We start from the raw sequence: 19,363 nt of genomic DNA on the forward strand, positions 1-19,363 counted from the left end.
AGAAGGTGCCGGCAGGCGGATGAGGGGCGCCTCCCTGCGAACACATTCGACGCAAAGCAACGCCGCAACACTCTGCCCTCAATCAACGCCTCACCCTGCGTCCCACAGATTGATTTGCCCACCGCAACCCCGTAAAACTGCAACCGGATGGATCTTGTGCAGTCGAGCTTGTAACCTGTCGTTCTGGTTACCACTTCTGCCTCGGTCGCGCGTGGGGAGGAGCGTGGCGACTGGATGGTTCCAGGCGAAATGAAGACCTCTCGCTCAAGTCGGAAGTCATTCATATGGTTCGCATTCTGCCGGTTTTCGCTTCGCTTGCCGTCCTCATGTCGACGGTCACCCTGCCCGCCCATGCCGAAGAGACGGCACCGCCGGCAGCGGCCCAGCCGAAACTTCCCGCCATCATCGTCACCGAAGCGGTCAACCGCCCTATGACCGATCGCGTGATAGCGACCGGCACAGTCAAGCCTGTGGATGATGTCTATGTCATGCCGCTCGTCGATGGCTTGTCGATCCGCACGGTCGACGCCGATGTCAGCGACAGTGTGAAGGCGGGCGATGTGCTTGCGACGCTAAATGACGATGCGCTGGTGCTGCAGAAGAGCCAGCTGCAGGCCAACAAGGCCAAGGCGGAGGCGAGCGTCGCGCAATACAAGGCGCAGGTGCTCGAAGCCCAGGCCAATCTCGACGATTACCGCCGCCAGCGCGACCGGACGCAGAAGCTGAATCAGAGCGGCACCACCACCCAGTCGCAGCTCGAACAGGCAGAGGCCCAGGTCGAGGTTGGTGAAGCCCGCCTCAACGCCGCACGCCAGGCCGTGGCGGTCGGTGAATCCGATATCAAGGTGGTCGAGGCGCAGATCGAGGATGTCGACCTCAATCTCGCCCGCACCGGCGTGAAAAGCCCGGTCGACGGCGTCATTTCCGCCAAGAATGCCAGGGTCGGCGCGATTGCCAGCGGCTCCGGCAATCCGCTCTTCACCATCATCAAGAATGGCGCGATCGAACTCGTCGCCGATCTTTCGGAAACCGATATCCAGAAGGTCAAGGTCGGCCAGAAAGCGGTCATCACCGTCGCCGGTGGCACGACCAGGGTGGAGGGCAAGGTGCGGCTTGTTTCGCCCTCGGTCGATGCGACGACCCGCCTCGGTGCCGTCCATATCGTCATCGACGGCAAGAGCGGCGCCCGCGACGGCATGTATGCGCATGCCGATATCATCATTGAAGAAACGCAGGCCCTCGCTTTGCCGCTTTCGGCGGTTACGACCGGCCGCACCGGCTCCATCACCCGCAAGGTCGATAACGGTGTCGTCAAGCAGGTGAAGATCGAAACCGGCATCCAGGATGGCGGCTTCGTGCAGGTCGTGAGCGGCCTTTCTGCAGGTGACGTCGTCGTCGCCAAGGCCGGCGCCTTTGTCCGCGACGGCGACCATATCGCTCCGGTACCGGCCAAGCCGGAACCGGGCGCCGTTTCCAATTGAGGACAGCCAGATGAACTTTTCCGCCTGGTCCATCCGCAATCCGATCGCGCCGCTGCTCGCCTTCGCGCTGATGCTTTACGTCGGCATCCAGTCGTTCTATGCGCTGCCGATCACCCGTTTCCCGAATATCGACGTCCCCGTCGTCTCGATCACCGTCAACCAGAGCGGCGCCTCTCCAGCCGAGCTCGAAATGCAGGTGACGAAGGAGATCGAGGACGCGGTCGCCTCGATCAGCGGCATTGACGAGATCCAGTCGACCGTTACCGATGGCCAGTCGCAGACGGTCGTCGTATACCGTATCGAAAAGCCCACCAACGAGGCGGTGCAGGACACCAAGGACGCGATCGACAAGATCCGCGGCGACCTTCCGGCCGGCATCGACGAGCCGATCGTCAGCAAGGTCGATGTCGAGGGCCAGGCGATCCAGACCTTTGCCGTTTCCTCTCCCAATATGACGCTGGAAGAATTGTCCTGGTTCGTCGATGACACGGTGACCCGCGCCCTGCAGGGCCAGCCCGGCATCGGCCGCGTCGACCGTTACGGCGGCTCCGACCGTGAGGTGCGCGTCTCGCTCAACGCCGCCAAGCTCGATGCCTATGGCATTACCGCCGCCGACGTGAACAGCCAGATCCGCGGCACCAACGTCAATCTCGGCTCCGGCCGCGGCCAGGTGGCCGGCAACGAGCAGACGATCCGCACGCTCGGCGACACCCGCAACGTCGCACAGCTCGCCGATACGACGATCAGCCTGTCGAACGGGCGTTTCGTCAAACTATCGGAACTCGGCACCGTCACCGACACCTATGAGGAGCCGAAATCCTTCTCGCGCTTCAACGGCACATCTGCAGTCACCTTCGCCGTGTTCCGTGCCAAGGGTGCGAGCGAGGTCTCAGTCGCCGAAACCGTCGCGACCAGCCTTGATGAGATCCGCAAAGACAATCCGGATGTCGCGATCGAAATGGTCGACGATTCCGTCTATTTCACCTATGGCAATTACGAGGCGGCCCTTCACACGCTGATGGAAGGCTCGATCCTCGCCGTCATCGTCGTCTTCCTCTTTCTGCGCAACTGGCGTGCGACGCTGATTGCCGCGATCGCCCTGCCCCTCTCCGCGATCCCGACCTTCTGGATCATGGACATCATGGGCTTCTCGCTCAACCTCGTCTCCTTCCTGGCATTGACGCTGGCGACGGGCATTCTTGTCGACGACGCGATCGTCGAGATCGAAAACATCGCCCGCCATATCAAGATGGGCAAGACGCCCTACCGCGCGGCACTGGAAGCGGCCGACGAAATCGGCCTAGCCGTCATCGCGACCAGCTTCACGATCATCGCCGTCTTCGTACCGGTTTCCTTCATGCCGGGCATTCCCGGCCAATACTTCATCCAGTTCGGCCTGACCGTCGCCTTCTCGGTGTTCTTCTCGCTGATGGTGGCGCGTCTCGTCACACCGCTGATGGCTGCCTATCTGATGCGCGCCGAAGACGGGATGGAAGACCATCACGACAATGACGGCTGGCTGATGCGTGCCTATACGCGCCTCGTCACCGGCACGACGCGCAAATGGTACTGGCGTTATGCGACGCTGCTCGCTGCGATCGGCTTTCTCGCCGGTTCGATCGTGCTTCTCTCCAAGGTGCCGGGCAGCTTCCTGCCGCCGGACGACTCCTCGCGTGTCGTGCTTTCCGTTGAGCTGCCGCCGAATGCGACACTCGACGAAACGGCCTCGACCACCGACCGGATTTACGACGCGGTGCGTGGCATCAACGGCGTCGAAAGCGTCTTCATCCTCGGTGGCGCCTCGCCCAAGGGCGATCTGGAACTGCGCCGCGCCACCGTGCGCGTCATCCTGCAGAATATCGACCATTCGCTGGTCAAGACACTCGTCAACAAGGGCCTCGGCGGACTGCCGATCATTGGTGCGTATGTCCCGCATATCAAGGAAAACGGCCGCACGCGGCCGCAGTGGGATGTCGAGAAAGACATCTTTGCCGCCGTGCACGGCATTCCTGACGTGCGGATTTCCAAGGTCAACGACCGCGCCGAACGCGACCTCGCCTTCAACTTCCTGTCAAAGAACGAGGACGACCTGAACGAGGCCGTCAGCCTCCTGGAATCGCGCCTGCGCGCCTCGCCGATCCTCGCGAACGTTTCCTCGGAAGGCGCCCTGCCCCGGCCGGAGCTGCAGATTCGCCCCCGCATGGCGGAAGCCTCCCGGCTCGGCATCACGCCGCAGCAGATTTCGGAAACGGTGCGCATCGCCACGATCGGCGATATCGACGCCAACCTGGCAAAGATCTCGCTCGACGACCGGCAGATCCCGATCCGCGTCCAGACCTCGCTCGACGTACGGCGTGATCTCGCCGCGATCAAGGCGCTGAAACTGAAAACTTCGACCGGCGCCACCGTGCCGCTCACCACCGTCGCCGACGTCGATTATTCTGAAGGTCCAAGCTCGATCAAGCGCAACAAGCGCGCCCGCGTCGTGGCGATCGGCTCCGACGTGCCCTTCGGCACGGCGCTCGATACGGCAACGGCGGAGTTCAAGCGCATCGTCGCGGAAACCGAACTGCCGAAAAGCGTACATCTGGCCGAAAGCGGTGACGCCAAGGTGCAGGGCGAAATGGTCCAGAGTTTTGGCAATGCCATGCTGATGGGCCTGATGCTGGTTCTGGTCGTGCTGATCCTGCTGTTCAAGGATGTCATCCAGCCCTTCACCATCCTGTTCTCGCTGCCGCTGGCGATCGGTGGCGTGGCGGCGGCGTTGATCGTCACCCAGAACGCACTCTCCATGCCCGTGCTGATCGGCATCCTGATGCTGATGGGCATCGTGACGAAAAACGCCATCCTGCTCGTCGATTTCGCGATCGAGATGAAGCGGCATGGACTGGAACGCGTGCATGCCATGGTCGAGGCCGGCCGCAAGCGCGCCCGCCCGATCATCATGACCTCGATCGCCATGTCGGCCGGCATGCTGCCCTCGGCACTCGGCGTCGGCGAAGGCGGCTCGTTCCGCGCGCCGATGGCGATCGCCGTGATCGGCGGCATCATCGTCTCGACCGTGCTGTCGCTGCTCGTCGTCCCGTCCTTCTTCCTGATCATGGACGACCTGTCACGCCTGCTCGGCCGCATCTTCGGCCGCATGGTCGGCAAGAAAGAAGAGGAAGGCCCGACCTTCTCCAACGAGGAACTCAGCCGCAAGGCGGAGGACAATGCCCGTTCGATCGCTTCACTGCAGAAGCGTCTGGGCCAGGGCAATGGTGCAGAGTCGGAAGACACATCTGCCAGCGGACAGACGGGCGCCAAGGTGTTGCGACTGCCGCCCATGGCTGCCGAATAGCAACAACGGCATATCCAAAGTTTGAAACCGCCGGGCTTGAAAACCCGGCGTTTCTGTTTGCCCCACCGATAAGGTGTCGGAAAATTTCGCAAATTTGATTGATGTCAAAACGCGCTTTCCAGAAAACGCTACTTTAGCGTCAATACAACTTTTGGCGGCATTCGGAATGGAAGCGACGGCAATCATGATGAACAGCAATATCCAGCTTACGAGCCGCGACAAGGCGGTGCTGATGAAGGCCCCCTTCCTCAACAGCCTTGGGGGCAGTTCGCTGGTCAACATGCTGGCGACGATGGGTGTTCAGACCCTGGCGGCCCGTGCAACGGTGTTTCGCGAAGGCGAAAATGCCGAAGCCTTCTATTGCGTGCTGAGCGGTTATGTCCGCCTTTACCGGTTGAGCCGGGATGGTCGCGAGGCGGATATCCGCATCTGTGCGCCGGGCGACACCTTTGCCGAATGCCTTCTCTACACGGATCAGAAATACCCGTTCCACGCCCAGGCAACCGAAACCTGCACCATTGCGCATTTCGATCTCGAAGCCGTAAAGAGCCTTGCAGAGCATGATCCGGAAGTGGCGCGCGCCATCATGGCTTCGCTCTCCCGTCATCTTCTGAGCACGATGGAATGTGTCGCCAATGACCGCCTCTTCACGGCGCCGCAGCGGGTGGCGAATTATATTCTGAGCCGCTGCCCGGTTGATGGTGGTCCGGCCTCGATCCGCTTGCCCTTCCAGAAGAGCCTGCTTGCCGGCATGCTCGGCCTTGCGCCGGAAGCGCTCTCGCGCGCCTTCTCCAGCCTGCGCAAGACCGGCGTGACCGTGCGCGGGCGCATGATCCAGGTGGTCGACGTTCAGGCACTTCGGCAGATCTGAAACAAGTCTCCCAAGACGAGAAATTTGCAGAAAGGCCTACCTGGCGGCAGGGCCTTTTCGCAGACGCATGTCGCACCGCTGGCGGGCGGTGATGACAATGCAAAAACAGGCCGGCGATCCAACCCCCTCGGTATCGCCGGCCTGATATTTTTAGAGCCTGATATTTTTAGAGCCTGATATTTTCAAGGCGCTACAGCATGTCGCGCAAAAGTGTGCCGCGGTTTTGCGAAAACGACATGCCCAAAAGAACTAAAGCGTACGGAGCGAATCTGAAAGATCGCGACGCGCTTTAGGATCGCCTCAGGCGCCAAGACCGCCCTGCAATTCCAGAAACCGCACGACATGGTCGACGCCTTCGCCACGCTTCAGGTCGGTAAAGACATGCGGCTTCATCTCGCGCATGCGCGAAGCATCGCGGTCCATCACGTCGATATCGACATCGACATAAGGCGCGAGATCCTTCTTGTTGATGATCAGCAGATCCGAGCGGGTAATCCCCGGCCCACCCTTGCGGGGGATTTCCTCACCCTGGCAGGTCGAGATGACATAAATGGTGAGATCCGCCAGATCCGGCGAGAAGGTAGCGGCAAGATTGTCGCCGCCGGATTCGATGAAGACGACATCGAGATCAGGAATGCGCTCATTGAGGCCGGCGATCGCCTGCAGATTGATCGTCGCATCCTCGCGGATGGCCGTATGCGGGCAGCCGCCCGTTTCGACGCCGACGATCCGGTCCGACGAAAGCGCCTGCATGCGCACCAGCGCATCGGCATCTTCCTTCGTGTAGATATCGTTGGTGACGACGGCGACGGAATATTTTTCGCGCATCGCCTTGCAGAGCTTTTCGGTCAGCGCCGTCTTGCCCGAGCCGACCGGGCCGCCAATGCCGACACGCAACGGACCATTTGCCGATTTCATGAAAATATCCTTTCAAATTCAGATCCAGCTTAGACCTGCTCTCAGGAGCGGAAAAGCCGGGAATGCTGTGTTTCATGCCGCAGCGACGAAATCTCCGCCTGGATCGCGGCACCGCCGAGATCATCCAGCGTCAGATCTTTCGCACGCCCGGCAAAATTCTCGATTGCCGGCTCCAGTCCGGCAAGCACACCAAGCCCCTGCGCCTGACCGCAGACACCGAGCCGGATCCCCGCCGAAACCGCCTGCGAGACGGCCGCATGCAGATAGGCCGCAAGCGCCTGTTCCACCGCAATGCCATGCGCCGCCGCGACCGCACCGACAGCCACCGGAAACGGCACATCCTTCGGCATGATCGCAAGGACGGGAGCCGGCCATGCCGCGGCGGCAGCCGCAAAACCTCGCCCGAGCGACAGGGTTTCCGCATGGCGCTCGGCCGAGCCCGCAAGGGCTAACCCGAGCCCGGCAACGTCCGCCAGCCGCGCCGTATCCTGATGGCTCTGCCAGCCCTCGGCCAGAAGCACGCCATCGGTCCAGAGCGCACCATGGCCGATGAGAACAGTCAGCCAATGGCCAAGACCATTCGCATCCGTCACCAGACGATCATGCACGGCCCGCTCCAGCCCACCCGACCAGGCAAACCCGCCGATCGGAAAGGCCGGCGACAGCCATGCCATCAGTCGCAGAAGGGCCTGGGTCTGCATGCCGGAATTCATTCCTGCTGAATTCATACGATCCGGGTCTTAATGATCATGGCCATGATGATCATGATCGTGGTGATCGTGCCCATGATGGTCGTGTCCATGCGAATGGCCGCCATGCGAGTGGTAAGCGCCCCGCGCCGGCTGGAACGGTTCCTCGATATCGTAGACCGTGGCCCCCAGCCCCTGCAGCATCGAGCGGATGACGTGGTCGCGCAGGATGAGAATCCGGTCTTCCTCGATCTGCGCCGAGAGATGCCGGTTGCCGAGATGCCAGGCCAGTTCGATCAGATGCAGCGTATCGCGCGCCTTGACCTCAAACAGCTTTTCCGGCGCCGCCTGCACCTCGACCGTATCGCCATTGTCGAGCACCAGTCGGTCGCCGTGATGGAAAAGCACGGCTTCCTTCAGGTCGAGCATGACCATGTCGCCATTCGACAAATGCAGCAGCTTGCGGCGCAGATGCCGCAGGTCATGCGGCAAGGTCACGATATCGACCGGCGGATCGGTGATCTCGCCGGCGGGGCGGTAGGAATGGATATGCTGCATTTCGAAAAACCTCAGAACAGGAAGTAACGCTGCGCCATCGGCAACACGGTTGCCGGCTTGCAGGTGAGCAGTTCGCCATCGGCACGCACTTCATAGGTCTCCGGATCGACCTCCACATGCGGCGTTGCCGAATTGTGGATCATCGAAGCTTTGCCGATACCGCCGCGGACGTTCTTCACCGCTACCAGCTTCTTGGCAACGCCGAGCTTGTGGGCAAGGCCGCCATCGAGCGACGCCTGGGATACGAAGGTGACGGAGGAATTGGTCCGCAGCTTACCATAGGCGGCAAACATCGGGCGGTAATGCATCGGCTGCGGCGTCGGGATCGAGGCGTTCGGATCGCCCATCGGCGCTGCCGCGATCGAGCCGCCGAGCAGAACCATTTCCGGTTTCACGCCGAAGAAAGCCGGGCTCCAGAGCACGAGATCAGCGCGTTTGCCGACTTCGACCGAGCCAATCTCATGCGAGACGCCATGGGCGATCGCCGGGTTGATCGTGTATTTGGCGATGTAGCGCTTAACGCGAAAATTGTCATTGTCGCCGGTCTCGTCCTTCAGCTGGCCGCGCTGGCGCTTCATCTTGTCGGCCGTCTGCCAGGTGCGGATCGCCACCTCGCCGACGCGACCCATGGCCTGGCTGTCGGAGGAGATGATCGAGAAGGCGCCGATATCGTGCAGAATGTCTTCGGCCGCGATCGTTTCCTTGCGGATGCGGCTTTCGGCAAAGGCGATGTCTTCCGGGATGGACGGCGACAGGTGGTGGCAGACCATCAGCATGTCGAGATGTTCGGCAAGCGTGTTGACCGTATAGGGCCGCGTCGGGTTGGTCGAGGACGGGATGACGTTCGGATTGCCGCAAACCTTGATGATATCGGGCGCATGGCCACCGCCCGCCCCTTCCGTATGGAACGCATGGATGGTGCGACCAGCAATCGCCTTCACCGTATCTTCAACAAAGCCCGACTCGTTCAGCGTGTCGGTGTGGATCATCACCTGCACGTCGAATGCGTCGGCGACGGTGAGGCAATTGTCGATAGCCGCCGGTGTCGTGCCCCAGTCCTCATGCAGTTTCAGCGACGAGGCGCCGGCAAGGATCATTTCCTCGAGTGGCTTCGGCAGCGAGGCATTGCCCTTGCCGGCAAGCGCGAGGTTCATCGGGAAAGCGTCAAAGCTCTCGATCATCCGCTCGATATGCCAGGCGCCGGTGCAGGTGGTGGCCAGCGTGCCATGCGCCGGGCCGGAGCCGCCGCCGAGCATGCAGGTAATGCCCGACATCAGCGCTTCCTCGATCTGCTGCGGGCAGATGTAGTGAATGTGGGCGTCCATGCCGCCCGCCGTCAGGATTTTTCCTTCGCCTGCAATCGCCTCGGTCGAGGGACCGACGATGATCGTCACGCCCGGCTGCGTATCCGGATTGCCGGCTTTGCCGATCGCATGGATACGGCCGTCCTTGAGACCGACATCGGCCTTGTAGATGCCGGTATGGTCGACGATCAGAGCATTGGTGATGACCGTATCGACGGCCCCTTCGGTCCGCGTCGCCTGGCTCTGGCCCATGCCGTCACGAATAACCTTGCCGCCCCCGAATTTCACCTCTTCGCCATAGGTGGTGAAATCGCGCTCAACCTCGATGAAAAGCTCAGTATCGGCCAGCCGCACCTTGTCGCCGGTGGTCGGGCCGAACATGGAGGCATAGGCGGCGCGGGACATTTTGTAGGACATGGGCGGTCTACCTCGTCAGCTCGGTAAAATAAGAAATCTTCAAAGCGGCTTGATCGTGTTTGCGGACATCAGTTCCGGAATCCGTCTTCCAGGATCCTCAGTTCCGCCGTCCTCTTCTTCGTCAGATCGGCAAGGCATTCCAGGCCGAATTCCATCTCGAGCGATCCGCCATGCACCTGATAGGCAAAGGCATCGCAATGGGCGTCGCGATAGGCGATCCAGGCCCGCTGTCCCTTGACCAGAGCGGCATCCGCGCCCTGCTGGTCGGGAATACTTTCATTATCCGCGTCCCGTGCCTTCGCCGCTTTGCGGGTCAGGAGATACTGGACGTTCAATGCCTTGTCGGCCGTATCAAAACCTTTTTGCGCACAGATGTTCATGTCAGCCTGCGTCTGGGCATTTTTGCAGTCCGGCTTGTCGTCCGCCTCGACCGGCGCATCCATCAGAAGCACACAGCCGCAGAGCATGGGCAAAAGCAGAGCCTTCAGCATCGTCTCCTCCCCATTCCCGTCAAATCCATGCCTGCAATCGTTCAGACCGCTGCGCCGTCATAAGCATGCGACGAGAGTGCACGCGGATTGACGCCCTCGAGGCAGTTCACATTGATCGCCACCATCGGCGAACCGTCGGCCGGTGAATCGCCATAGGCAAAGCTCTCGATGCCGCAAGTCTTGCAGAACAGGTGCTGCAGCTTTTTCGTGTTGAACCGGTATTCGGTGAGATTGTCCTCGCCGGATTTCAGCATGAACGAACCGCGCGGCGCGAAAGCCAGCACGATGCCGAGCCGCTCGCAGCGCGAGCAATTGCAGGTGATCGTCTGGTCGAGATCGGTATCGGCTTCGTAGGAAACCGCACCGCACTGGCAGCTGCCGAGATAATGTTGCGTCGCCATGATCAGAGCGCTCCCATGATCTTCTGCTGGAAACCATAGACCTCACGCTTGCCGGACAGCGGGATCAGCGTCACGGCACGGGTCTGGCCCGGCTCGAAACGCACTGCCGTGCCGGCCGGGATATCGAGCCGCATGCCGCGCGCCTTGTCGCGATCGAAGATGAGACCGTTATTGGTCTCGAAGAAATGGTAATGGCTGCCGACCTGAACCGGCCGGTCACCGGAATTGGAGACCTCGATCGAGATCACTGGCGCACCGGCATTCAGCTCGATTTCGCCTTGAGCAGCAATAACTTCGCCCGGAATCATGATACTCTCCCTTATGCCGCTTTCGGCGCGCAGCCTTCGGCTTTCAGAACACGTTTGGTCGACGCCGGATTGTTGACGAGCTTGGCTGCCGGCCGCACGGGGCGGCGCACCAGTTCACCGCTGCAATTCGGGCATACGCCTTCGAGCACATCCGTCGCGCAGGTGGCGCAGAACGTGCATTCGAAGGTGCAGATCATCGCCTCCCGGCTTTCCGGGGGAAGATCCTTGTCGCAGCATTCGCAGTTCGGACGCAGTTCCAGCATGAAACCTCCTCAGCGGATCGGTTCGTGCACGGTGACAAGCTTCGTTCCATCCGGAAAAGTCGCCTCCACCTGCACGTCATGGATCATCTCGGCAATGCCCTCCATCACCTGGTCGCGGGTGACGACATGCGCGCCCGTTTCCATCAGGTCCGCGACAGAGCGGCCGTCGCGCGCACCTTCGACGACGTAATCGGTGATCAACGCGATTGCTTCGGGATAGTTCAGCTTGACGCCGCGCTCGAGACGACGACGAGCGACGATCGCCGCCATGGAAATCAGGAGCTTGTCTTTTTCTCTGGGCGTCAGGTTCATGGATCTACCGCTATTACTCGAATGAGATTCAGATGTTCCAGACTTTCGGCACTGGAGCGCCATTACGCAATACGGAAATTGCCGGTACCAGGATTTTTCTCAGGTCAAACCCTGTCGGGGCCGTCAGGCGGGCAATCAGCTTGCCGTTCCAACAGCTTGCACCACCGGCCGCATCTCCGAGGCATTCCCTGAGCTTCGGCAGCATCGCCTCCGCCAGCGGGCCGGTATAAAGCAACGTGGCAAAGGCGACCTGGCCTGAAAGAACGGCCGCGGACTGGGAAAGAAGATCGATCTCGCCATCGAACTTCATCTCTTCGGCATGGATCAGCTGCCCGGCACGACGGATGCGCCAGCGATCGCGGAAGAAACCGAGATTGACGACCTCCCCCATCGCCCTGCGGCCGAGCAGGACCGCTTCGACGGCCAGAAACTCGGAGTTTTCGGCAAGATCGACATCAATCCTGCGCGTCAGCGAGGCATGGTCGAAGAGGATGGTTTCCTGGGGAAGCCAATGAAGCGATGCGTCCTTACCGACGGTGATGCGGGTAGAGACGAACGCCGTGTCGGCAGACGCCTTGTAGATCTTCTCGTTGGCCTGGGTCGTGACGGAAAGCTTAGTCGAATCAGCGGCGGCGACGGACCATTCGATCACGTCGCCGCCCGTCAGTCCCCCTGACGTATTGATGAGAATCGCCTCCATTTCAGGCGAAAAGGTTTCCGGAAGGCGAATTTTTGCGCAGCCTTCCTGGAAGAATTCGGAAAGCCGCGTGCGCCCGCCGAACGCCTTGGTTACAAGGCGTCCTGCACCCCTTGCCCGCTGCGGCGCATATTGATCGGCTGACTGCTGGTGCACGAGGTTCCCTCAAGTTCGGCTTGCGTTGCGCAGTCCGAAGCAATGCTCGTGCCAGTCTTTGCACCTGCATTCGTCTTGGCCGGTGCGGCTGTGGCAACGAGGTCGGTACTGTCCGCCTTGCTGAAGAAATCCCACATCCGGAAGGCCGGATCAACATTGCTGTCGAAAGCGGGCTTGGCAGGCGCCACAGCCGAAACCTTGGTGACGCCGGCAGCAGCGCTTTCCTTTGCCGCAGCAAGCACAGCCTGCGCACCGGCAACCGGCTTTGGCCAGTCATGCGTGCCGTTTGCAAAGACGTAGGATGCGATGCGGGCGCCGTTCTTGCAGGTGCCGTAAATGCTGTAGGTCACGCCATCGACCGTCTTCGGATCGTCATTGCCCTTGCAGCCGTCGAGATCGGTCCAGCGCTGGATCGCCGTCTTGAAACCATATTGCCAATAGGCGCTGCCGCCGCCGGCATAGGGGTTCTGCTGGTCCTTGATACCGGCAAAGGCCATGATCGAGACCGGCTTGGCCGGGTTGCAGTTGGCCGCATCCGGGCCCCACTTGCCATCGACCTCGACCGGACGCCCGGCCCGCAGCGAATTGACGAAGCCGGCACCGGCAAAACCTTCGCCGCCCGAGCAGATATAGGCCGACAGCATGCGTCCGCCACCGGAATAACCGGAGGCAAAGACGCGGGCCGGATCGACGCAGAATTCCTGCTTCACGGTGTTCACCGCTGCGGAAATGAAGGCGATCTCATCCTGACCACCCTGGTCACCCGAGGGAAGGATGGACTTGGCAACCTGAACGAAAGGCACGTTCCAGCCAAAAGTGCCGGCGGCCTTGCCGGAAAGGCTGCCCTGCAGCGCAACGGCGATAAAGCCGTTCTTCTCGGCGACCTTGTCCCAGGACGAACGGGTGAACTGGCCGTCCGGATTGCTGTTCGAGCCATGGAAATCGAACACGACCGGAACCTTGTCCTTGCCGGTATAGGAGGATGGGATGAAATAGATGCCCTGGCGCGTCACACCGCCGACATCAAAACTGATCGCATGGCGACCCGGCTCGATTGTTTCTCCGCAACCCGCGGCAGAAGCGCTGCCTGTCATGGCTCCGAAAAAGGTGGTGGCTCCCACGAGAGCAACCAGTGTCGCGGGGCGGGAGAAAGCCGATCGAAACAAAATACCGGCCATGCGAGCAAGATCCATCAGCGCCTCATCATAGGTGCAAGAGGTGGTCAACAATGTGCGGAGTATTACTTCACTGGCCGCTTGATACCACAGCTCTACAGCATTTGACACGCCTGATTTGCTGCAATGCGATGCAAACATTCATATTGGATAATTAGTGGTATTAAACCGTGAGGTGGCGCCTTGCTTCTGCCGTATCCAGCGTTTCCGCCGGCCCCTCATGCACGATTTCGCCACGATCCATGATGTAGACCTGATCCGCCAGCTCGCGGCAAAAGTCGAGATATTGCTCGACCAGCAGGATCGCCATGCCGGTACTGTCGCGCAGATAGCGGATGGCCCGGCCGATATCCTTGATGATCGATGGCTGGATGCCTTCGGTCGGCTCGTCCAGCACGAGGATTTTTGGCCGCGTCACCATCGCCCTTCCGATCGCCAGCTGCTGCTGCTGACCGCCGGATAGATCGCCCCCGCGACGGCCGAGCATGGATTTCAGGACTGGGAACAGGTTGAAGATATCCTCGGGTATAAATTTGTCCTTGCGGGCAAGAGGCGCATAACCGCTCTGCAGATTTTCCTGCACGGTCAGAAGCGGAAAGATTTCCCGGCCCTGCGGCACATAACCGATGCCGTGCTTGGCACGCGCATAGGGCGGCAGGCCGTTCAGCGTCTCGTTCTGAAAACTGATCGTCCCGGCGCTGATCGCGTGCTGGCCGGTGACGGCGCGTAGAAGTGACGATTTCCCAACGCCATTGCGGCCGAGTACGCAGGTGATCTTGCCCATTTCGGCCGTGAGCGACACCCCACGCAAGGCTTGTGCTGCGCCGTAGTGAAGATTGACGTTGTTGACTGTCAGCATGGTTCAGCGCCCCAGATAATTCTCGATCACCTTCGGATCGCTCGATACGAAATCGATCGATCCTTCGGCCAGTACAGCCCCTTCCGCCAGACACGTCACCTTGACGCCGAGATCGCGGATGAAGCCCATGTCGTGTTCGACGACGACGACGGACCGGGTCTTGGCGATCTCACGCAACAGGATCGCCGTTTCCGCCGTCTCCGCATCGGTCATGCCCGCGACAGGCTCGTCGACCAGAAGCAGCTTTGGTTCCTGCGCCAAGAGCATGCCGATCTCCAGCCACTGTTTCTGGCCATGGGAAAGATTGGCGGCATATTCCTCCGCGCGATGTGTCAGCCGCACCGTCTCCAGGATTTCCTCGATCCGCGCCTTGTCCTCTGGCGTCAGCCTATAGAACAGCGTGCCGAACACGCCGCGGTCGCGGTTTAATGCAAGTTCCAGATTATCCCAGACCGTGTGGCTTTCGAACACGGTCGGCTTCTGGAATTTGCGGCCGATGCCGAGCTGGGCGATATCCGCCTCGTCCTTCTTGGTGAGGTCGATCGAATCCTCGAACAGGACTGTGCCACTGTCCGGCCGCGTTTTGCCGGTGATGATATCCATCATCGTCGTCTTGCCGGCGCCGTTCGGGCCGATGATGGCGCGAAGCTCTCCCGGTTCGACGACGAAGGACAGGGAATTGATCGCCTTGAACCCGTCGAAGGAGACGGAGACGTTTTCGAGATAGAGCAGACTTTTCGTGCGTGTTTCGGCAATCGTGTTCATGATCTTACTCCGCCGCCTGTGCTGCCGATGGGTTGACGGCATCCGTACCCACCCTGCCCTTTTCAGCCTCCGCCGCCGCCTTCATCGCCTTGCGGACGCGAAAACCATGCTGGATCGTGTCGACAATGCCCTTTGGCAGGAACAGCGTCACCGCGATGAACAGGCCACCCAGTGCGAACAGCCAGAATTCGGGAAAGGCACCGGTAAAGAAGCTTTTTCCGGCATTGACGAGAACTGCACCGATGATCGGGCCGATCAGCGTGCCGCGCCCGCCGACCGCCGTCCAGACGACGATCTCGATCGAATTGGCCGGCGCGAATTCGCCCGGATTGATGATGCCGACCTGCGGCACGAAGAGCGCACCGGCAATGCCCGCGAACATGGCAGAGACGACGAAGGTGAAAAGCTTGATGTTCTCGACGCGAAAACCGAGGAAGCGAACCCGGCTTTCCGCATCGCGCACGCCGACCAGAACCTTGCCGAATTTCGAGCGGGTAATGGCGGAAGCGACGAGAAGGCAGAGCGCCAGCATGATTGCCGAGAGCGCGAAGAGCACTGCACGCGTGCCATCCGCCTGCACCTGAAAACCAAGAATGTCCTTGAAATCGGTGAGGCCGTTATTGCCGCCGAACCCCATGTCGTTGCGGAAGAAGGCGAGCATCAGCGCATAAGTCATCGCCTGGGTGATGATCGACAGATAGACGCCGTTGACGCGCGAGCGGAAGGCGAACCAGCCGAATACGAAGGCAAGCAGGCCGGGCACGAGCAGAACCATGGCCATGGCGACAACGAACCAGTCCATGCCATACCAAAACCACGGCAGTTCCTTGTAGTTCAGAAAAACCATGAAGTCGGGCAGGACCGGATTGCCATAGACGCCGCGGGGGCCGATCTGACGCATCAGGTACATGCCCATCGCATACCCGCCGAGCGCGAAGAAGGCGCCATGGCCGAGCGAAAGAATGCCGCAATAGCCCCAGACGAGATCGAGTGCCAGGGCAAGCAGTGCATAGCAGAGATATTTGCCGAACAGCGCCATCGCGTAGGTCGGGATATGAAATGCGCTATCCGGCGGCGTCAGGAGATTGAGTGCCGGAACGAGGATCGCGATGCCGACGAGGACCACGATCATGGCGACGATCTTGCCCTCGAGGGCGCGCAGAATGAAGCCGGTAATCATGCTTCCACCGCCCTTCCCTTGAGCGCGAACAGGCCGCGCGGACGTTTTTGGATGAAAAGGATGATCAGCACGAGCACGAGGATCTTTCCGAGCACCGCGCCGACCGAGGGTTCGAGGAACTTGTTGAGGACCCCGAGCGAGAGAGCGCCCACCAGCGTGCCCCAAAGATTGCCGACACCGCCGAACACCACGACCATGAAACTGTCGATAATGTAGCTCTGGCCGAGGTTCGGAGAGACGTTGTCGATCTGCGACAGCGCCACCCCGGCGATCCCGGCAATGCCTGAACCCAATGCAAAGGTCAGCGCATCGACCCAAGGGGTGCGGATGCCCATCGAGGATGCCATGCGGCGGTTCTGGGTGACGGCGCGCATATTGAGCCCGTAGGCCGATTTCTTCATGACGACGAGCAGCGTGAAGAAGATCGTCAGCGAGAAGACCAGGATCCACATGCGGTTCCAGGTAATGGTCATGCCGCCGACCGGGAAGGAACCGGACATCCAGGACGGATTGCCGACTTCCTGATTGGTCGGGCCAAAAATCGAGCGGATCGTCTGCTGCAGGATCAGCGACACGCCCCAGGTGGCCAGAAGCGTTTCCAGCGGCCGACCATACAGGAAGCGGATGACGCAGCGCTCGATGACGAAACCGACAGCACCGGTGACAAGGAAGGCGACCGGAAGTGCGATAGCCAGCGACCAGTCGAACAGGCCGGGCGCATGGGTGCGGATGACCTCCTGCACCATGAAGGTCGAATAGGCGCCAAGCATGACCATTTCGCCATGCGCCATGTTGATGATGCCCATGACGCCGAAGGTGATGGCAAGGCCGATCGCGGCAAGCAGAAGCACGGAGCCGAGCGACAGGCCGTACCAGACGTTCTGAACCATGTCCCAGAGCTGCTGCTCGGCCTCGATCGAGCCGATGGCCGAGTCGAGATCGCTCTTGAGGCTCGGATCGATGGAACTCGAAACGGAATTCAGGATGCCGAGCGCGTTGCGACCACCGAGGCTCTTGATCGTCTTGATCGCATCGCGCTTTTCATCGACCGAGCGGTCGGAGGAAAGAACCGAAACAGCACGCGCTTCCTGCATGCGGGCTTTAACTTCCGAATCCGTCTCCTTGGCGAGTGCCGCTTCAACCAGTGCCAGATTTTCAGGGCTCGGAGATGCGAGCACGGCATCGGCAGCGGCAAGCCGCACGCCGCGATCCGGGCTCATCAGCGTCAGGCCGCCCTTGGCGGCGTCGATGACACGGCGCAGGTTGTTATTGACCCTGATCTTGGTGACGGCACTCTTAGAAGTCGGGCCAGCCGACGCGCCAGTCAACGGATCGATCAGTTCGAGGCCGGCATCGCCGGTCTTGCCGATGAAGACGGCGCTGTCGGATTTGCGGAAATAGAGATCGCCTTCCGAAAAAGCGTCGAGAGCCGGAACCACTTTCGGATCGCCGGTCGCGGCGATCTGCCCGATCAGCGTCTCGGCCTCGGCAAAATCGGCCTTGGCCAGCGCATCGATCAGCGGTTTTGGATCGGTGCCGGATTGCGCAAAGGCGGGTGCGGCGAAGGAAAGGATGATGAAAATTAGACTGATGATACGGATCAGCATGCTGTTGTCCCCCGGTTGATCGGACAGCCGACGGGCTTGGAAAGCCCCTCATCCGGCTGCCGCCACCTTCTCCCCGCTTGCGGGGAGAAGGACATTTGCCGCGCCCTCTCCGGTCTGCACCAGCGATCAGCATGGCACGTCCCCTCTCCCCGCAGGCGGGGAGAGGGTTAGGGTGAGGGGCAGGTTTGCCCAGCTAGGCCAGTTACATCCCCTTGCCGCCGCACTTGCCGGTGGCGACGTTGAAGTTGCCGCAGGACATCGGCTTGCGCCAATCGGAGATCAGGTTCTTGGAGTCCGGCAGGTAGTCGGACCATTCGTCGCCGACGACCTGGGCCGTCTGCTGCACGATGTCGAACTGGCCGTCGGCCTGGATTTCGCCGATCAGAACCGGCTTGGTGATGTGGTGGTTCGGCATGACGGTGGAATAGCCGCCCGACAGGTTCGGAACCGAGACGCCGATGATCGAGTCCAGAACGGCATCAGTCTTGGTCGTGCCGGCAGCCTCGACGGCCTTCACCCAGGCGTTGAAACCGATATAGGCGGCTTCCATCGGGTCGTTGGTGACGCGCTTCGGGTTCTTGGTGAATGCCTTCCATTCCTTGATGAATTCGGCATTGATCGGCGCATCGACGGACTGGAAATAGTTCCAGGCGGCGAGATGGCCGACGAGCGGCTTGGTGTCGAGGCCGGCCAGTTCTTCTTCGCCGACCGAGAAGGCGACGACCGGAATGTCCTTGGCCTTGATGCCCTGGTTACCGAGTTCCTTGTAGAACGGCACGTTCGCGTCGCCGTTAATGGTAGAGACGACGGCGGTCTTCTTGCCGGCCGAGCCGAAGGCCTTGATCTTCGAGACTTCCGTCTGCCAGTCGGAGAAACCGAACGGCGTGTAGTTGATCATGATGTCGCTTTCGGCGACACCCTTCGACATCAGATAGGCCTTGAGGATCTTGTTGGTCGTCTGAGGATAGACGTAGTCGGTGCCTTCGAGAACCCAGCGCTTCACGCCTTCGGTCTCGGCAAGGTAATCGACGGCCGGTATGGCCTGCTGGTTCGGCGCGGCACCGGTGTAGAAGATGTTGCGCGAGGATTCTTCACCCTCGTACTGGACCGGGTAGAACAGGATCGAGTTCAGTTCCTCGAAGACCGGCAGGACCGACTTGCGCGAAGACGAGGTCCAGCAACCGAAAACGGCCGCGACCTTGTCCTGCGAAATCAGCTGACGGGCCTTTTCGGCAAACAGCGGCCAGTCGGAGGCCGGGTCGACGACGACGGCTTCGAGCTTCTTGCCCAAAAGGCCGCCCTTCTTGTTCTGCTCGTCGATGAGCATCAGCATGACGTCTTTCAGCGTCGTTTCCGAAATCGCCATCGTGCCCGAAAGCGAATGGAGGACGCCGACCTTGATCGTGTCGTCTGCGGCAAAGGCGCCGGAAAGCGCGGTCGTGGACATGACGGCTGCAAGCAATGCGCCGCAAAATTTTGCCCCGATGGAAGATGTGAAAGTCATTGGTTCGAACCCCTCTTCTTGTTCGTTTGCAACCAGATCTTAACCGTTGCTTAAGCGACTATCGGTT

At 60.7% G+C, this 19,363-nt stretch carries 19 protein-coding genes; 3 read left to right on the forward strand and 16 right to left on the reverse strand.

Going from position 1 to position 19,363, the window contains the following annotated elements; all coding sequences use genetic code 11:
- The first annotated feature begins 284 nt into the window (after positions 1 to 284).
- The 3 genes from FHW37_RS14395 to FHW37_RS14405 all read left to right on the forward strand — a co-directional run bounded on the left by FHW37_RS14395 (position 285) and on the right by FHW37_RS14405 (position 5,692).
- Positions 285 to 1,481, forward strand: a complete 1,197-nt coding sequence (locus FHW37_RS14395; RefSeq protein WP_145637617.1) for an efflux RND transporter periplasmic adaptor subunit — start codon at positions 285 to 287, stop codon at positions 1,479 to 1,481.
- A 10-nt stretch (positions 1,482 to 1,491) separates the two neighbouring features.
- Entirely contained in the window at positions 1,492 to 4,821 is a 3,330-nt protein-coding gene (locus FHW37_RS14400; protein WP_145637618.1) for an efflux RND transporter permease subunit, read from the forward strand.
- A 166-nt stretch (positions 4,822 to 4,987) separates the two neighbouring features.
- Complete coding sequence (locus FHW37_RS14405) at positions 4,988 to 5,692, forward strand: Crp/Fnr family transcriptional regulator (protein WP_145637619.1); 705 nt, start codon at positions 4,988 to 4,990, stop codon at positions 5,690 to 5,692.
- 300 nt (positions 5,693 to 5,992) lie between these two features.
- Here FHW37_RS14405 and ureG read toward each other — a convergent pair whose 3' ends face one another.
- The 16 genes from ureG to urtA all read right to left on the reverse strand — a co-directional run bounded on the left by ureG (position 5,993) and on the right by urtA (position 19,296).
- Positions 5,993 to 6,610: an urease accessory protein UreG gene (gene ureG / locus FHW37_RS14410; RefSeq protein ID WP_145637621.1), complete on the reverse strand. Its 618-nt coding sequence runs from the start codon at positions 6,608 to 6,610 to the stop codon at positions 5,993 to 5,995.
- Between the two features lie 41 nt (positions 6,611 to 6,651).
- Positions 6,652 to 7,323, reverse strand: a complete 672-nt coding sequence (locus FHW37_RS14415) for an urease accessory protein UreF (protein WP_145638063.1) — start codon at positions 7,321 to 7,323, stop codon at positions 6,652 to 6,654.
- Between the two features lie 27 nt (positions 7,324 to 7,350).
- Positions 7,351 to 7,857 carry an urease accessory protein UreE gene (gene ureE, locus FHW37_RS14420; protein ID WP_145637623.1) on the reverse strand — a complete coding sequence of 169 codons (507 nt, stop codon included), beginning with the start codon at positions 7,855 to 7,857 and terminating at the stop codon, positions 7,351 to 7,353.
- A gap of 11 nt (positions 7,858 to 7,868) precedes the next feature.
- Positions 7,869 to 9,578, reverse strand: coding sequence for an urease subunit alpha (gene ureC, locus FHW37_RS14425; RefSeq protein WP_145637624.1), 1,710 nt, complete (start codon positions 9,576 to 9,578; stop codon positions 7,869 to 7,871).
- A gap of 68 nt (positions 9,579 to 9,646) precedes the next feature.
- Positions 9,647 to 10,069 (reverse strand): lysozyme inhibitor LprI family protein, encoded by a 423-nt coding sequence (locus FHW37_RS14430; RefSeq protein WP_246690775.1) that lies wholly within the window; start codon positions 10,067 to 10,069, stop codon positions 9,647 to 9,649.
- 41 nt (positions 10,070 to 10,110) lie between these two features.
- Positions 10,111 to 10,470, reverse strand: coding sequence for a GFA family protein (locus FHW37_RS14435; protein ID WP_145637626.1), 360 nt, complete (start codon positions 10,468 to 10,470; stop codon positions 10,111 to 10,113).
- Between the two features lie 2 nt (positions 10,471 to 10,472).
- Positions 10,473 to 10,778: an urease subunit beta gene (locus FHW37_RS14440; protein ID WP_145637627.1), complete on the reverse strand. Its 306-nt coding sequence runs from the start codon at positions 10,776 to 10,778 to the stop codon at positions 10,473 to 10,475.
- 11 nt (positions 10,779 to 10,789) lie between these two features.
- Entirely contained in the window at positions 10,790 to 11,041 is a 252-nt protein-coding gene (locus tag FHW37_RS14445) for a DUF1272 domain-containing protein (protein ID WP_145637628.1), read from the reverse strand.
- A 9-nt stretch (positions 11,042 to 11,050) separates the two neighbouring features.
- The gene (locus tag FHW37_RS14450; protein WP_145637630.1) at positions 11,051 to 11,353 is read right to left on the reverse strand and encodes an urease subunit gamma; all 303 of its coding nucleotides are present in this window, start codon (positions 11,351 to 11,353) and stop codon (positions 11,051 to 11,053) included.
- 28 nt (positions 11,354 to 11,381) lie between these two features.
- Positions 11,382 to 12,206, reverse strand: a complete 825-nt coding sequence (locus tag FHW37_RS14455) for an urease accessory protein UreD (RefSeq protein ID WP_145637631.1) — start codon at positions 12,204 to 12,206, stop codon at positions 11,382 to 11,384.
- Positions 12,143 to 13,399, reverse strand: a complete 1,257-nt coding sequence (locus tag FHW37_RS14460) for an alpha/beta hydrolase family esterase (RefSeq protein ID WP_210249291.1) — start codon at positions 13,397 to 13,399, stop codon at positions 12,143 to 12,145. Before FHW37_RS14460 ends, FHW37_RS14455 begins: the two co-directional genes overlap by 64 nt.
- A 145-nt stretch (positions 13,400 to 13,544) precedes the next feature.
- The gene (urtE, locus tag FHW37_RS14465) at positions 13,545 to 14,240 is read right to left on the reverse strand and encodes an urea ABC transporter ATP-binding subunit UrtE (RefSeq protein WP_145637634.1); all 696 of its coding nucleotides are present in this window, start codon (positions 14,238 to 14,240) and stop codon (positions 13,545 to 13,547) included.
- 3 nt (positions 14,241 to 14,243) lie between these two features.
- Entirely contained in the window at positions 14,244 to 15,005 is a 762-nt protein-coding gene (urtD, locus tag FHW37_RS14470) for an urea ABC transporter ATP-binding protein UrtD (protein WP_145637636.1), read from the reverse strand.
- Positions 15,006 to 15,009: 4 nt separating this feature from the next.
- Complete coding sequence (gene urtC, locus FHW37_RS14475) at positions 15,010 to 16,185, reverse strand: urea ABC transporter permease subunit UrtC (protein ID WP_145637637.1); 1,176 nt, start codon at positions 16,183 to 16,185, stop codon at positions 15,010 to 15,012.
- Positions 16,182 to 17,792: an urea ABC transporter permease subunit UrtB gene (gene urtB, locus FHW37_RS14480; protein ID WP_145637639.1), complete on the reverse strand. Its 1,611-nt coding sequence runs from the start codon at positions 17,790 to 17,792 to the stop codon at positions 16,182 to 16,184. The genes urtC and urtB overlap by 4 nt, the downstream gene beginning before the upstream one ends.
- A 202-nt stretch (positions 17,793 to 17,994) precedes the next feature.
- Positions 17,995 to 19,296 (reverse strand): urea ABC transporter substrate-binding protein, encoded by a 1,302-nt coding sequence (gene urtA, locus FHW37_RS14490; RefSeq protein ID WP_145637641.1) that lies wholly within the window; start codon positions 19,294 to 19,296, stop codon positions 17,995 to 17,997.
- Between the last annotated feature and the right edge of the window lie 67 nt (positions 19,297 to 19,363).

It is taken from the genome of Neorhizobium alkalisoli (assembly GCF_007829835.1).
GTDB lineage: Bacteria > Pseudomonadota > Alphaproteobacteria > Rhizobiales > Rhizobiaceae > Neorhizobium.